This is a genomic window from Lentzea sp. NPDC058450 (genome assembly GCF_042721395.1).
Lineage (GTDB): Bacteria > Actinomycetota > Actinomycetes > Mycobacteriales > Pseudonocardiaceae > Lentzea.
Window position 1 is genome coordinate 272,507 of the sequence record NZ_JBHXLO010000005.1, and the last position, 14,207, is coordinate 286,713.

Consider the following 14,207-nt stretch of genomic DNA (forward strand, 5'->3'; position numbering starts at 1 on the left):
ACAACCAACCAACTGTTCGGTGGTCGGCTACCTGGCCAACCAACTGTTCGGTGGCCTGGTGACCGGCCAACCAACTGTTCGGTGGCCAGCACCCGGCCGACCAACTGTTCGGTCGCCAGGTAGCCGGCCAACCAACTGTTCGGTCGCCGGCTACCTGGCCAACCAACTATTTGGTCAGGTCCAGGGCGATGTCGGTGAGCATGTCCTCCTGACCGCCCACCAGGCGCCGGCGTCCCGCCTCCAGCAGGAGCGTGCGGACGTCGGCGCCCGTGCGTTGGGCGGCCGTGTCGGCGTGGCGCAGGAACGAGCCGTAGACGCCCGCGTAGCCGAGGGTGAGGCTCTCGCGGTCGACGCGCACGGGCTTGTCCATGAGCGGCCGCACGAGGTCGTCGGCGGCGTCCTGGAGCTGGAACAGGTCGGCGTTGTGCTGCCACTGCTGGAGGTTCGCGACGGCGACGAACGGCTCGATGGGGCAGTTGCCCGCTCCCGCGCCGAGCCCGGCCAGCGAGGCGTCGACGCGGTTCGCGCCCTCCTCGACGGCCGTGATGGAGTTCGCGACCGCGAGTGAGAGGTTCTCGTGGGCGTGAATGCCTATCTCGGTTGTTTCCTCCAGTACGTCTTTGTAGGCGCGGATGCGGTCGCGGACGTCGTTCGGCAGCAGGCGGCCACCGGAGTCCGTCACGTAGACGCAGTGCGCGCCGTACGACTCCATGAGCTTCGCCTGCCGTGCGAGCTCTTTCGGTTCGGCGAGATGACTCATCATCAGGAACCCCGACACGTCCATGCCGAGGTCGCGCGCGCCGGCGATGTGCTGGGCCGAGATGTCGGCCTCGGTGCAATGCGTGGCGATACGAACCGACTGCACGCCAAGGCCGTGCGCACGTTTCAGGTCGTAAAGCGTGCCGATGCCCGGCAGCAGCAGCGTCGTGAGCTTGGCCTGGGTCAACGCTTCCGCGGCGGCCTCGATCCACTCCCAGTCGGTGTGGCTGCCGGGCCCGTAGACGAGCGAGCCGCCGCTGAGGCCGTCGCCGTGCGAGACCTCGACGGCGTCGACCCCGGCCTGGTCCAGCGCCCTGGCGATCTCGGTGACCTTCGCAGGGTCGATGCGGTGCCGCAGGGCGTGCATGCCGTCCCTGAGCGTCACGTCCTGGAGGTAGAGCTTCATGCGCGCACCGTGACTTCCTTGGGGGCCTTCGCTGCTGCCATCGTTTCGGCGACCTGGAGCGCCGCGCTGGTCATGATGTCCAGGTTGCCCGCGTAGGAGGGCAGGTAGTCGGCGGCGCCCTCGACCTCCAGCAGCACCGTGACCTGGTGCGTCACGGGTTCCTCCGTGAGCGTGTGCGGCTGGTCGACCGGGTCGATCTGCACCGGCTGCTTGAGGCGGTAGCCGGGAACGTAGGCCGCGACCTGCGTGATCATGTACTCGACGGACTCGCGGATCCGGTGCTGCGTGAGCGGGTCCGGCGCGTGGACGAGCGCGAACACCGTGTCCCGCATGGTGATCGGCGGGTCGGCGGGGTTGAGCACGATGACGGCCTTGCCCCGCCGCGCGCCGCCGACGTCCGCGATGGCCTGCGCGGTCGTCTCGGTGAACTCGTCGATGTTCGCCCGCGTGCCGGGGCCGGCGCTGCGCGACGAGATCGAGGCGACGATCTCCGCGTACGGCACGGGCGTGACCGTGTTGATCGCGGCGACGATCGGGATCGTGGCCTGGCCGCCGCAGGTGACCATGTTGACGTTGGGCGCGTCGAGGTGCTCGTCCAGGTTGACCGTCGGCACCACCATCGGCCCGATCGCCGCCGGGGTGAGGTCGATGACCTTCTTCCCGTGCCGTGCGAGGATCTCGGCGTGCTTCGCGTGGGCGCCCGCGGACGTCGCGTCGAACACGATCTCGACGTCCTCGAAGCCGGGCATGGTCACGAGGCCGTCGATGCCGTCCGACGTGGTGGCGACGCCGAGCGCGCGGGCCTTGGCGAGGCCGTCGGAGCCGGGATCGATGCCGACGAGCGCCGCCACCTCGAGCGCGCTGGACCGCTTGAGCACCTTGATGACGAGGTCGGTGCCGATGTTGCCCGACCCGATGATCGCGACCTTCACGCGCTCTCCCCGAAGATCGCGCGGACGGTGCCGAGCCCGGTGATGGTCGCCTCGACCTCGTCGCCCGCCTGCACCGGCACCACGGGACCGAGCGCGCCGCTCAGCACGACCTCGCCCGCCTTCAGCGGGGTGCCGAGCGCCGCCGACGTCGTGGCGAGCCAGGCGAGGGCGGTCAGCGGGTCGCCCATGCAGTCGGCGCCGGTGCCGGTCGACCGCTCCTCGCCGTTCAGCTTCAGCACCATCCGGACGTCGCTGGTCGTGACGTCCCGGAGGTCCCTCTGCTCGCTGCCGAGCACGTACAGGCCGGCCGAGGCGTTGTCGGCGACCGTGTCGGCGAAGGTGATGTTCCAGCCCTCGACGCGGCTGTCCACGATCTCGAGCGACGCCAGCACGGCCCCGACCGCCTTCGCGACCGACACCTCGTCGAACGGGCCTTCGTCGAGGTCGTCGCTCAGCACGAACGCCACCTCGGCCTCGACCCGCGGCTGCAACAACCGGTTGGTCGGCAGCACGTCGCCGTCCTTGAACGCCATGTCGTCGAGCAACACCCCGAAGTCCGGCTGGTCGACCCCGAGCTGCTTGCGCACGGCGGGCGACGTGAGGCCGATCTTGCGCCCGACCCTGACGGCGCCGTCCGCGACGCGCGCGGCGATGTTGAGCTGCTGCACCTCGTAGGCCTCGGCGTCGCCGACGAGATCCCGGACGGGCGCACACGTGACCTTGTCGCGGGTCGCTTGCGCGAGTCGCTCCGCTGCGGTTCGGACTTCGTTCATGCCGCACATCGTGGAGGCGGTCCTAGGCGGGTGGACACCGGAAAGTTCCGCTCACCGGAACTCAGTGGCACGATCAGGTGATGACCGAGGTCCCGAACACCCTGCTCGGCAAGGTGATGACGGTGCTGAACGCGTTCGGAGCCGACGACGACGAGCTCGGCTTCGCCGAACTGGGCCGCCGCACCGGTCTCTCCAAGGCGACCCTGCACCGCCTGCTCGGCGACCTGGTCGAGGTCCGCCTGCTCGACCGGGGCACCCGCGGCTACCGCCTCGGCGGCCACCTGTTCCAGCTGGGCATCCGCGCCTCGGTCGAACGCCGTCTCGTCGAGGTGTCCACGCCGTACCTGGAAGACCTCTACGAGCGCACCCACGAGACCGTCCACCTCGGCATCACGGAGGGGCACGACGTCGTCTACGTCGCCAAGATCGGCGGCCACCGGCAGACGCCGACGCCGTCACGCCTCGGCGGCCGGATGCCGTTGCACGCGTCGGCGATCGGCAAGGCCCTGCTCGCGCACTCACCCGCGCCGTTGCGCACCTCGGTGCTCTCAGGCCCGTTGGAGCGCCGGACGCCGCGCACGATCGCAACGCCCGGGATGCTGCGGCGTCAGCTCGCCACCATCCGCGAGACGGGGGTGGCCTACGAGTTCGAGGAGTCCCGCGTCGGGCTGTGCTGCGTGGCGTCGCCGGTGCTCGACCGCGACGGCGCCGTCGTCGCCGCGGTGAGCGTCGCCGGGCCGACGACCCGGTTCGACCCGCGTGCGCACGCCGCCTCCGTGCACGCGGCGGCGACGGGCATCGCGCTCACCCTGATCCGGCGCGCCGGTCTCACCGCCAGTCAGTGAGATAGCGGCCAGTGATGTAGCGGCCAGTGATATCCGATATATCAGTTCCGGGTCAGAAGGCCTTCACGTCGAGGTACGCGCCGAACGTGCCGAGCCAGTGGTCGGCCATGTAGCCGTGCCCGCCGAACACGTAGCTCCACCCGGCCTCGCGGTGCGCCGCCGAAGCCGTGCGGGCCAGGTCGACGTACCGGTGCCCGTCCGGGAGGGCGTCCGCGATCGCCTCCCAGTTCCAGGCACGCGACAACGCGAGCCCGGCGAGGTGCGAGCCGTACGGGTCGCTGGGGTCGTCGACCGGGAACGGCTCGCGCAGCACGCGCCACCGTTCCGACGTCAGGTCCGGCAGGTAGGCGTCGAGCCAGTCGGCGAACGCGTCGGCGGGCAGGGCGCGGCGCATCAGGTCGGCCGTCGTCAGCGCGGGGGAGAGGAAGTCGGCGGCGTCCGGTTCGAAGCCGCCGTACCCGGCCTCGCCCTGGTGCCAGCGCAAGGCGGCGGCGACGCACGCGTCGGCCAGTTCGGTGTCGCCCAGAGCCATGGCGGAGTCGAAGACCAGGCCCGTCGCGAACGCCGTGTTGCTGTGCGTGCCGGTGCGGATCGGCAGGCGCGCGGCCGAGACCCACTCCAGCCATCGGTCGCGCAGCACGTCCGCGATCGGCGCGACCGACCACGGCAGGTCCGAGGTGCGCAGTTCCGCGTCGAGCAGCAGCAGCCACGCCCAGCCGTACGGGCGCTCCCAGTAGCGGCCGGCCGGGGAGGCGAAGAAGTCGGCCTCGACGGCGCAGTTGTCGGCCGTGACGAGTTTGTCGAGGGCGTTGCGCGCCGTGTCCGCTCCCGAGAGAGAGGGGCGCAGTCGCAGCAGCCGCACGGCGAGCCACGTCTGGTGCACGCACGAGTGCCAGTCGAACGACCCGGCGAACACGGGATGCAGCACCCGCTGTGGCACGAGGCGGTGGTCTCCGTCGATCACGTGCGTCCAGTGCACCGGGTGATCGCGTTGGATGTTGTCGATCGCGATGCCCAGCAGCCGGGTCGCGGTGCTGTCATCCAATCGGGTGGCGTCCATGGCCCACATCATGCAGCGAGACGTCTCGATAGGGCAGAGGGCGATCGTTGACAAGTAACAGACTTCACCCGGCTGCCGTGTGGGCCACGTCGCGTGGAAACCACGTGCTGGACAGCTGACAGGCCCGGCAGGGTCTCTCAGTGTGAGACAACTAGGATGAGCAGCGTGAACTGGACCGTGGACGTGCCCATCGACACGCTTCCCGAGCTTCCGCCGCTGCCTCCCGAGATGCGCAAGCGCCTGGACGACGCCCTGTCGCGCCCGGCCGCCCAGCAGCCCGAGTGGCCCGACGCCGAACAGGTGCGTCGCGTGCGGACCGTGCTCGAGAGCGTGCCGCCGATCACCGTGCCCGCCGAGATCGACCGGCTGCACACGCAACTGGCGCAGGTCGCGAACGGTGAGGCATTTCTGCTGCAGGGCGGTGACTGCGCGGAGACGTTCGCTGACAACACCGAGCCGCACATCCGCGCGAACATCCGGACCCTGCTGCAGATGGCCGTGGTGCTGACCTACGGCGCGAGCCTTCCCGTGGTGAAGGTCGGCCGCATCGCCGGCCAGTACGCCAAGCCGCGTTCGTCCGGCATCGACGCCCTCGGCCTGCCGTCCTACCGCGGCGACATCATCAACTCCCTGGTCGCGACCCCCGAGGCGCGCATCGCCGACCCCGGCCGCATGATCCGCGCGTACGCCAACGCGGGCGCGGCCATGAACCTCCTCCGTGCGCTCACCGGCGCGGGTCTCGCCGACCTGCACCGCGTGCACGACTGGAACCGCGACTTCGTGCGCACCTCGCCCGCCGGCGAGCGCTACGAGGCGCTGGCCGGCGAGATCGACCGCGGCCTCAAGTTCATGTCCGCGTGCGGCGTGAACGACCAGTCGCTGCACGGCACGGAGATCTTCGCCTCGCACGAGGCGCTGCTCCTCGACTACGAGCGCGCGCTGCTGCGCCTCGACACGACGGGTGACGAGCCCCGGCTCTACGACCTGTCGTCGCACTTCGTGTGGATCGGTGAGCGCACCCGTCAGCTCGACGGCGCGCACATCGCGTTCGCGGAGATGCTGTCGAACCCGATCGGTCTCAAGATCGGCCCGACGACGTCGCCGGAGATGGCCGTCGAGTACGTCGAGCGCCTCGACCCGTACAACAAGCCGGGCCGCCTGACGCTCATCTCGCGCATGGGCAACCAGAAGGTGCGCGACGTGCTGCCCGGCATCATCGAGAAGGTCGAGGCCAGCGGCCACAAGGTCATCTGGCAGTGCGACCCGATGCACGGCAACACGCACGAGTCGTCGACCGGCTACAAGACCCGGCACTTCGACCGCATCGTCGACGAGGTCCAGGGCTTCTTCGAGGTGCACCGCCGGCTCGGCACGCACCCCGGCGGCATCCACATCGAGCTCACGGGTGAGGACGTCACCGAGTGCCTCGGCGGCGCCCAGGAGATCTCGGACGACGACCTCGCCGGCCGCTACGAGACGGCGTGCGACCCGCGCCTGAACACGCAGCAGTCGCTGGAGCTCGCGTTCCTCGTGGCCGAGATGCTGCGCTCCTGAGCGTTTCCTGAAGACCAGCTGAAGAACGAAGGGCCCCGCGTCGTGAACGCGGGGCCCTTCGCTTTGCCCCTGCTAGAGGCCGACGATCGTGATCTCGGTTCCTCGCCGCACCCGCTGACCCGGCGGGATCGACTGGTTCACCACGGTCGCGTTGTTGCTCTTGTTGAACTCGACCTTCACCTTCAGGCCGGCCCGTTCGAGCTCCTCCTTGGCCTCCCGCACCTTCTTGCGGGCGACGTCCGGCACCTCGACCTCGCGGTTGTTCACGAAGAACACCGTGACGCGCTTGTTCTGCGTCGGGTCGAGCACGGTGCCCGCGGGCGGGTCCGTGCGGGCCACCCGCGACTGACCGTTCTCGGCGGCGTCCTCGCCACCCGCCTCGACGGCCTCCAGGCCGGCGCGCTGCAGCTCGGCGAACGCCTCGTCCTTCGTCTTGCCGGCCACGTTCGGCACCGGCAGGCGCGGCGGCGGTCCCTTGCTCAGGATCAGGGTGACCGGCGAGTCGAGGTTGAGCGTCGTACCCGGACGCGGGTCGACGCCCACGACCTTGCCGATCGGCACGGTGTCGTGGAACGCGTCCTTGGCCGGGTCCTTCGCCGTCTTCAGGCCCGCCGCCTGGATCTCCTTGGTCGCCGCGTCCACCTCGGCGCCAGTCTGGATGAACGGCACCACCGGCTTGCCGCGCGACACGACGATCTTCACGGACTGGTTCTTGCGCAGTTCGGTGCCGGGAGCGGGATCCGAGCTGATGACGGTGCCGTTGGGCACGTCGTTGGACGCCACCTTCTCGACCAGCCCGGTGAGGTCGGCCTTCGTGAGCAGCAACATCGCGTTCTGCTCGGACTGGCCGGTCACCGTGGGCATCTCGGTGTAGCGGTTGGCGTTCACGTAGTAGGTGAACGCACCGATGGCGATGATCAGCACGGCCGCCACGGAACCCCAGATCGTGAAGAGCTTCTTGCGTCGTTTGCGCTGCTCCTCGACCGGGTCGACCTTCGGCTTCTTCTGCGCGGGACGGCGGCGCGGCGGCGCGGGCGGGTCCTGCCGCTGCATCGTGCGCGTCGCCGAAATGCCGGGAGGGGGCGTCGGCGGACCGGTGTTGATGGTCGTCATCGCCGCCGCGTTGGAGCTCGCCGGGCTGATCGGCGGCTTCGGCACCACCGGCCTGGTCAGCTCCGCCGCCGACGGAGGCGTCGCGCCCACCGCGACCGGCACCGGCCGCATGATGACCGTGCGGTCGTTCTCCGGCAGCGAACCGGGCACGGGCACCGGCTGCGGCGTGAGGCCCAGCTCCGTGCCCACGCGCTCCAGTTCGGCCAGGAACGCGTCGGCGTTCGCGGGCCGCAACGCCGGGGTGCGCCGCGTCGCCTTGCGCACCAGCGTGTCGAGTGCCAGCGGGATGTCCGGAACGGACGGGACGTCCGAGTTCACGTGCTGGTAGGCCACCGAGATGGGCGTCTCGCCCCGGTACGGCGCCTGGCCCGCCAGCATCTCGTAGAGCACGATGCCGGCCGCGTACACGTCACTGCGCGCGTCCGCGGACCCCGTTTCCACCTGTTCGGGTGACAGATAGGCAACGGTGCCGAGGATCTCGCTGTCACTCGTGACGCCGTTGACGCCGATCGAGCGCGCCAGCCCGAAGTCCGCCACCTTCACCTGGCCACCAGGCCCGATCAGCACGTTCTCCGGCTTCACGTCCCGGTGCACGAGCCCCGCTCGGTGTGCCGCGCCCAATGCCGACAACACCGGCCCGAGGATGCTCAACGCGACGGCCGGAGGGAGCTTGCCTCGCTGGTTGAGCAGGTCACGGAGGTTGCCGCCGTCGATCAGCTCCATCACCAGGTACACCTGGTCACCGTCGACACCCTGGTCGTGCACGGACACCACGGCCGGGTGATGCAACTGGGCCGCGGCCCGTGCCTCGCGCTCGAAGCGCGCCACGAACGCGGGGTCGGCCGTCAGGTGAGGATCCATCACCTTGATGGCGACATCGCGATCGAGGCGGGTGTCACGACCTCGATAGACGGTGGACATGCCACCCCGTGCGAGCACGGAGTCCACCCGGTAGCGCTGCTCCAGCAGTCCACCCATCACGTTCGAAACCGACCTCTCCACAGTGCGAGATGGTAAAGCTCAGGATGACCCGGTTGGCGGAAGGGCGTTCCCAGTTCGGTTATGGCATTGTGACCCCCGTGAGTGCGATTCCTGCCGCTGCGGATGTATTGGCTGCCGACCTGGAGGTTCTCGACCTCCCCGAGGTCGCCGAGCGAATGGGGCTTCCGGTCACCCGGGTCCACCAACTGCTGCGCGACGGGCAACTGCTCGCCGAGCGGCGTTCCGGCGTTCTCGTCATCCCCGCGGCGTTCCTCGCCGCCGGGGCCGTGGTCAAGGGTCTGCCCGGCACCATCACGGTGCTGCGCGACCAGAACTTCTCCACGGACGAGATTCTGCGCTGGCTCTTCACGGAGGACGAAAGCCTCCCTGGCACTCCGATCGAAGCATTGCGCGGAGACCGTGGGCGCGAGGTAAAGCGCCGCGCGCAGTCGATGGGCTTCTAGGTCACCTGACACGGCGGTTCCGGGCGTCTCCGCAGATGAGAGACGCCCGGAGCCGCCGTGCGCGTCCACGGCTAAAGCAGGCCTCACCGCGGGGTCGCAGGGGCCGTCACGCGGGCGAGGAGGGCACGGCCCGCGCCGGGCACCGCCACGGCCAGCCGCCGCCGCGCCGGCACGGCCACCCGCCGCCACAACACCTCGCAGCCGACGAGCCCGAGGATGTCGCGATACAGCGTGTACGCGGTCCGGACACACGGCCGCGACGACGCCGCCAGCATCCCGATGCCCGGCTCCGCCGACTGATATATCGCATACGAGTGCGCGACGAGGTCGTCGAGCACCCTTTGCACCCGCTCGTCCGCCTGACGACGGCGACGAACCCAGTGCAAGCGGTCGACGTCGACGCCGTGCGCGGCCAGGACGTCCTGCGGCAGGTAGACGCGGCCGCGGTCGAGGTCCTCACCGACGTCGCGGAGGAAGTTCGTCAGCTGGAACGCCACGCCGAGCCGGGCCGCGTACGGGGCGGCCTCCTCGCGCGGCACGACGGTGCCGAGCACCGGCAGCATCTGCAGGCCGATGACCTCCGCCGAGCCGTGCACGTAGACGCCGAGCGCGTCGAGGTCCGCGTACTCCGTCACGTCGAGGTCCATCCGCATCGACGTGAGGAAGTCGGCGAACAGCGACCGGTCGATGTCGTAGCGGCGCATCGTGTCGGCGAGCGCGTTCAGGACCGGGTTCGACGGCTCCTTGTCGAGCAGCCGCTCCAGCCGGTCGAGCTCGCCCGCGCGGTCCGCGACCCCGGCGGCGTCGACGATCTCGTCGGCCCAGCGCGCGAACGCGTACAGGGCGTGCACGGCGGGACGCTGCTCAGGCCGGAGCAGCGTCGTGGCCAGGAAGAACGTCTTGCCGTACCGCGCGTTCACGCGGCGGCAAGCGGCGTAGTCCGAGGCGAGGCTCATTCGTAGCGGGAGGACAGGCCGAACGGGTCCGGCTTCACCAGCGACCGCGCCGCGACACCCGACACCACCAGCGCGAAGAACAGGTAGCCCCACGAGTACAGGGCCGTGTCGCCGTTCGGGAACGTCACCAGCATCAGGAACAGCGACGCCACCACCCCGGTGACCAGCGCGCCCGTCGTCCACGCGAACCCGGCGGCCAGGGCCAGCGGCCAGGTGAAGTACCAGGGCAGCGTCGCCGGGGACAGCAGCGCCACGGCCAGCATCGTCAGTGCTCCGCGCCGGATCGTGTCGCGCACCTCGCCGTCACGGGACGCCCACCACTGCGTGTACGCGATCCAGACCAGCACCACGGACCCCAGGGCCCGCGCCACGCCGAGGAAGATGCCGCCGTCGACGTAGACGAACCAGTTCACGACCATGCGCACGAAGTCGCCGACCGCGCTCGGCACCGACAGCCAGTTGATGATCATCGACGAGCTGCGCAGCGCCGGGATCCAGCCGAGGCTCACCCCGGCGATCACCGTGCACACCGCGAACGTCCCGAGGAACGCGACCAGACCCGGCACCAGCGCCTTGCGGAACTGGGTCTTCCGGTCGCCCTCGAGGCGCGCCGCCCAGATCCAGACGAGGAACGGCACGATCACGACCGCCGTCGCCTTCACCGAGAACGCGAGGGAGAGCAGCACGAAGCCGAGCACGTGCCGGCGGTCGAGCACCAGCAGCACACCGGCCGCCATCAGCCCGATCATCAGCAGGTCGTTGTGCGCGCCGCCGATCAGGTGGATCAGCACCAGCGGGTTCGCCGCGACCAGCCACAGGGCGATCGTCGACTTGCCGCCCAGGTGCCTGCTCAGGCCCGGCAGTGACCAGCACAGCAGCACCAGGCCGCCCGCGAGCGAGAACCGCATGGCGACGACGCCGAGGATGACGCTCGCGTCCGTGATCCACACGATCGCCTTGGCGACCAGGATGAACAACGGCCCGTACGGCGCCGGTGTGTGCTGCCACACCCAGCTGACGTTCTCGCTCAGCGTGCTCTGCAGGACCGCGGGTCCGACCGTGTACGGGTCGTACCCGCTCAGCGCGAGCTGGCCCTGGGCCAGGTAGCTGTAGATGTCCTTGCTGAACAGCGGCGGGGCGAAGAGCAGTGGCAACGTCCAGACCGTCACCGCGACCAGCACCGCGAAGTCGCCGATCTCACCCCACCGCACCAGGCGGCCGAGCCGGATCCACGCCCAGATGACGAGGCCGAGGCCGAGGTACAGGACCATGCTCGCGAGGTCGCGGCCGTGGCCGTAACGCAGCCAGCTCAGCCCCACCTGGGCGAGCAGCGGGTCACGCTCCAGGATCGCGCCGGCACCCATGCCCCCGAGCGCGATCAGCGCCACGCCCAGCAGGCCCAGCATGGTCGTGCGGATGGGGATGGCGTAGGTGTTCGCGCGCACGACTGGATCAAGCTCCTGTGGAGACGCCTCGGAGCTCGTGCGGGGGAGGGACGGAGTTGCTGCCATCGCCCGAACATCGTTGCACAACGCGCGGAAGCGTCAGCACGCAACGGCCCACACGGTCACGAGCAGTTAACCAACTCTCAGGAAAGGGCTTCCTTGATCGACTTCAGAAGGCCCGCTTCGTCGAGCTGATCGCGAGGTCCGCGAGCTTGGCCGCGGCCGGTTCGGCGACGGGGGCGTCGTCGAGGGCGGCCAGCGCGCTCTTCGTCAGCTCCTCGATGCGCTCCTCGACGGCGTCGACGGCGCCGACATCGATCAGCGCGCGCCGGACCTCCTCGACGGTCTCGAGGTCGAGGTCGGGCTTGCCCAGGGCGATATCCAATATATCGGCGCCGTACTGCATGCCCAGCGCCACGAGCAGCGTGCGCTTGCCCTCGGCGAGGTCGTCACCCGCGGGCTTGCCGGTGACCTCGGGGTCGCCGAACACGCCCAGCAGGTCGTCGCGCAGCTGGAACGCGACGCCGATGTCCGCGCCGAACGCGCGCAGCCCGTCGATCAGCTCCGGCGAGCCGCCCGCCATCGCCGCGCCCATGTGCAACGGCCGTTCGACGGTGTAGGCGGCCGTCTTGAGCCGGTCGATGCGCACCGCGGCGTCCGGCGACGAGTCACCCCGCGCCTGCGTCAGCACGTCCAGGTACTGGCCCGCGAGCATCTCCGTGCGCATGTCCCGCCACGGCTCGCTCATCCGGCGCAGCACCTCGGACGGCAGCCCGGCGGCGAACAGCATGTCGTCCGCCCACGCCAGCGCGACGTCGCCGATCAGCACCGCCGCCGACATGCCGAAGCGTTCCGACGACCCGAGCCAGCCCTGCTCGCGGTGCTGCGCGCCGAACGCGATGTGCACCGTCGGCTTGCCCCGGCGCACCGACGAGGCGTCCATCAGGTCGTCGTGGATCAGCGCGCAAGCCTGGATCAGCTCCAGCGAGCTGACCGCCGTGAGCACCTCGTCCGCGAGCTCGCCGTCGGGGTCGCCCCCGGCCGCGCGCCAGCCCCACCACGCGTAGGTCGGGCGGATGCGCTTGCCCCCGCCCAGCACGAAGTCGGAGAGAGCGTCGACGGCGCTCGCGAAGCTCGGATCCATCGCCTCTCCGGACGCGCGCCGGGAGGCCAGATAGGCGGTCAGTGCTTCTTCGACGTGCTGGGGCAAGGCGACGTCGATGGGGTGGTGGGACACACGTCCATGGTCCGCTGTGTCCCGGGACACGCGCATGTCGGGTCCGGCGTACCACATGGTGAGCTGGTGTCTCACCTACCGGAAGACCCACTAGGGTTGGTCCCATGACGTCGGTGGTGGAACGGCTCCGGGGAGAGTCTCCCAAGTTCTCGGTGGAGTTCCTGCCCCCCAGGGACGCGGAGGACGAGAAGGTCCTCTGGAAGGCCGTCCGCGAGCTCGAGGGCCTCGACCCGGCGTTCGTGTCGATCACCTACGGCGCCGGCGGGTCGCGCCGGGACCGCACGATCCGCGCCACCGGCCGCATCGCGCAGGAGACGACGCTGCTGCCCGTCGCGCACCTCACCGCCGTCGACCACTCGGTGGCCGAGCTGCGCAACGTCATCGGCTGGTACGCGGCGATCGGCGTGCGCAACGTCCTCGCGCTGCGCGGCGACCCTCCCGGCGACCCGATGGGCGAGTGGGTCGCGCACCCCGAAGGCCTGAACTACGCCGACGAGCTCGTGTCGCTCGTGCGCGAGCTCGGCGACTTCTGCGTGGGCGTGGCGGCGTTCCCGTACGGGCACCCGCGCTCGGCCGACCTCGACACCGACCTGAAGTTCCTGCTGCGCAAGCTCAACGCGGGCGCGGACTACGCGGTGGCCCAGCTGTTCCACGCGCCGGAGCCGTTCCTGCGGATGCGCGACCGGGTGGCGGAGGCGGGCTGCACCGCCGCGATCCTGCCCGGCATCATGCCGATGCTGTCGCCGCGCGGGCTGTCCAAGATCGTGGAGCTGTCCGGCGCCGACCTGCCGCTCGACGTCGTGCGGAGGCTGGAGCCGTACGCCGACGACGTCGCGGGGTTCCGGGCGACCGGCATCGACATCGCGACCGAGATGTGCCAGCGGCTGCTCGACGAAGGCGTTCCGGCGCTGCACTTCTACACGATGAACAGGTCGAAGGCGACGAAGGAAGTGCTGGGGCGCCTGGGTCTGGTGGCGCGCGCCTAGATCGTCACGTTGCGCTTGTGCGCGATGAGCGCGAGCACGACGACGATCAGCGCGGCGCCGCCCGTGAGCCCGGCGACCAGCAGCGCCCAGCCGAAGAACGACTGGGAGTTCTCGCCCGCGTACTGCACGGTCGCCTGGAGCATCGAGGCCTGACCGGGCTTCGGAGACCACGCGATCGTGTTGTTCTCCTCCTCGCGGCCGTTGGTGTTCACGATCTTGCCGGGGAAGCTGACCTTGATCTGGATGTCCGCGCGCTCCACCGGGACCTGCGTCAGGTCGACCGACCCCGACAGCGTGACAAGATCACCCGACCGGCGGAAGTTGAGGCTGTAGCGGCTGTTCGACGAGCTGGTGGTCATCGACAGCGTCCGCATCTCGTCGAACGACAGCCCGTTGAAGAACAGCTGCGTACCGGCGTAGGACTCCACCCGGTACGGCTTGGTGGTCACCCGGCTCGCGAGCTCCGGTGGCACCTTGAGCTGGGGACCGGGATCGTTGTCCTGCGTCGGGGGTGTCGCCGCGACGATCTCGCCGGAGATGCGGTCGTCGTCCGACACGGCCATGGCCGCGTACACGCGCACGCAGCCACTCAACGAAAACAGGGTGAGCAGCAAGAAGACCGGCAGCAGCAGTGCCCGGGAACGACGCACGGCGGACATCCTGCCAGGACGGCCCGAACGACGCAGGTCCCCTCCG

At 70.1% G+C, this 14,207-nt stretch carries 13 protein-coding genes; 4 read left to right on the forward strand and 9 right to left on the reverse strand.

Annotated elements, in window-relative coordinates:
- Positions 1–166: 166 nt before the first annotated feature.
- From dmpG to ACFWNN_RS11285, 3 genes are read right to left on the reverse strand one after another with little or no spacing between them, the layout of a single operon-like run.
- Positions 167–1,165, reverse strand: coding sequence for a 4-hydroxy-2-oxovalerate aldolase (dmpG, locus tag ACFWNN_RS11275; RefSeq protein WP_382439756.1), 999 nt, complete (start codon positions 1,163–1,165; stop codon positions 167–169).
- A complete protein-coding gene (locus tag ACFWNN_RS11280) occupies positions 1,162–2,097 on the reverse strand; it encodes an acetaldehyde dehydrogenase (acetylating) (protein ID WP_382439757.1) in 936 nt (311 codons plus the stop codon). The genes dmpG and ACFWNN_RS11280 overlap by 4 nt, the downstream gene beginning before the upstream one ends.
- Entirely contained in the window at positions 2,094–2,870 is a 777-nt protein-coding gene (locus tag ACFWNN_RS11285; RefSeq protein WP_382439758.1) for a 2-keto-4-pentenoate hydratase, read from the reverse strand. Before ACFWNN_RS11285 ends, ACFWNN_RS11280 begins: the two co-directional genes overlap by 4 nt.
- 80 nt (positions 2,871–2,950) lie before the next feature.
- Between ACFWNN_RS11285 and ACFWNN_RS11290 the strand changes: the two genes are divergently transcribed.
- Positions 2,951–3,715, forward strand: coding sequence for an IclR family transcriptional regulator (locus ACFWNN_RS11290; protein WP_382439759.1), 765 nt, complete (start codon positions 2,951–2,953; stop codon positions 3,713–3,715).
- A 52-nt stretch (positions 3,716–3,767) separates the two neighbouring features.
- On the opposite strand, the gene ACFWNN_RS11295 is transcribed toward ACFWNN_RS11290, so the two are convergent.
- Positions 3,768–4,775 (reverse strand): DUF2891 domain-containing protein, encoded by a 1,008-nt coding sequence (locus ACFWNN_RS11295; RefSeq protein ID WP_382439760.1) that lies wholly within the window; start codon positions 4,773–4,775, stop codon positions 3,768–3,770.
- A gap of 165 nt (positions 4,776–4,940) precedes the next feature.
- On the opposite strand from ACFWNN_RS11295, the gene ACFWNN_RS11300 reads away from it, so the two are divergent.
- Positions 4,941–6,329 carry a class II 3-deoxy-7-phosphoheptulonate synthase gene (locus ACFWNN_RS11300; RefSeq protein WP_382439761.1) on the forward strand — a complete coding sequence of 463 codons (1,389 nt, stop codon included), beginning with the start codon at positions 4,941–4,943 and terminating at the stop codon, positions 6,327–6,329.
- A 72-nt stretch (positions 6,330–6,401) separates the two neighbouring features.
- Here the strand turns inward: ACFWNN_RS11300 and pknB are convergent, their stop codons facing one another.
- On the reverse strand, positions 6,402–8,444 hold the full coding sequence (gene pknB, locus ACFWNN_RS11305; protein ID WP_382439762.1) for a Stk1 family PASTA domain-containing Ser/Thr kinase: 2,043 nt from the start codon (positions 8,442–8,444) through the stop codon (positions 6,402–6,404).
- 77 nt (positions 8,445–8,521) lie between these two features.
- On the opposite strand from pknB, the gene ACFWNN_RS11310 reads away from it, so the two are divergent.
- Positions 8,522–8,887 (forward strand): Rv2175c family DNA-binding protein, encoded by a 366-nt coding sequence (locus ACFWNN_RS11310; protein ID WP_382439763.1) that lies wholly within the window; start codon positions 8,522–8,524, stop codon positions 8,885–8,887.
- Between the two features lie 83 nt (positions 8,888–8,970).
- On the opposite strand, the gene ACFWNN_RS11315 is transcribed toward ACFWNN_RS11310, so the two are convergent.
- The 3 genes from ACFWNN_RS11315 to ACFWNN_RS11325 all read right to left on the reverse strand — a co-directional run bounded on the left by ACFWNN_RS11315 (position 8,971) and on the right by ACFWNN_RS11325 (position 12,525).
- The gene (locus tag ACFWNN_RS11315; protein WP_382439764.1) at positions 8,971–9,843 is read right to left on the reverse strand and encodes a phytoene/squalene synthase family protein; all 873 of its coding nucleotides are present in this window, start codon (positions 9,841–9,843) and stop codon (positions 8,971–8,973) included.
- A complete protein-coding gene (gene mptB, locus ACFWNN_RS11320) occupies positions 9,840–11,288 on the reverse strand; it encodes a polyprenol phosphomannose-dependent alpha 1,6 mannosyltransferase MptB (RefSeq protein ID WP_382439765.1) in 1,449 nt (482 codons plus the stop codon). Before mptB ends, ACFWNN_RS11315 begins: the two co-directional genes overlap by 4 nt.
- Before the next feature lie 169 nt (positions 11,289–11,457).
- Positions 11,458–12,525 (reverse strand): polyprenyl synthetase family protein, encoded by a 1,068-nt coding sequence (locus ACFWNN_RS11325; protein ID WP_382439766.1) that lies wholly within the window; start codon positions 12,523–12,525, stop codon positions 11,458–11,460.
- Between the two features lie 104 nt (positions 12,526–12,629).
- On the opposite strand from ACFWNN_RS11325, the gene metF reads away from it, so the two are divergent.
- Positions 12,630–13,511: a methylenetetrahydrofolate reductase [NAD(P)H] gene (metF, locus tag ACFWNN_RS11330; protein WP_382439767.1), complete on the forward strand. Its 882-nt coding sequence runs from the start codon at positions 12,630–12,632 to the stop codon at positions 13,509–13,511.
- On the opposite strand, the gene ACFWNN_RS11335 is transcribed toward metF, so the two are convergent.
- Entirely contained in the window at positions 13,508–14,161 is a 654-nt protein-coding gene (locus ACFWNN_RS11335; protein WP_382439768.1) for a DUF3153 domain-containing protein, read from the reverse strand. The genes metF and ACFWNN_RS11335 overlap by 4 nt on opposite strands.
- Between the last annotated feature and the right edge of the window lie 46 nt (positions 14,162–14,207).

Excerpts from the sequence above, each read along its gene's own strand:
- metF (WP_382439767.1), top strand. The coding sequence starts at position 12,630 with ATGACGTCGGTGGTGGAACGGCTCCGGGGAGAGTCTCCCAAGTTCTCG.
- ACFWNN_RS11295 (WP_382439760.1), bottom strand. The coding sequence starts at position 4,775 with ATGGACGCCACCCGATTGGATGACAGCACCGCGACCCGGCTGCTGGGC.
- ACFWNN_RS11285 (WP_382439758.1), bottom strand. The coding sequence starts at position 2,870 with ATGAACGAAGTCCGAACCGCAGCGGAGCGACTCGCGCAAGCGACCCGC.
- dmpG (WP_382439756.1), bottom strand. The coding sequence starts at position 1,165 with ATGAAGCTCTACCTCCAGGACGTGACGCTCAGGGACGGCATGCACGCC.
- ACFWNN_RS11315 (WP_382439764.1), bottom strand. The coding sequence starts at position 9,843 with ATGAGCCTCGCCTCGGACTACGCCGCTTGCCGCCGCGTGAACGCGCGG.
- ACFWNN_RS11290 (WP_382439759.1), top strand. The coding sequence starts at position 2,951 with ATGACCGAGGTCCCGAACACCCTGCTCGGCAAGGTGATGACGGTGCTG.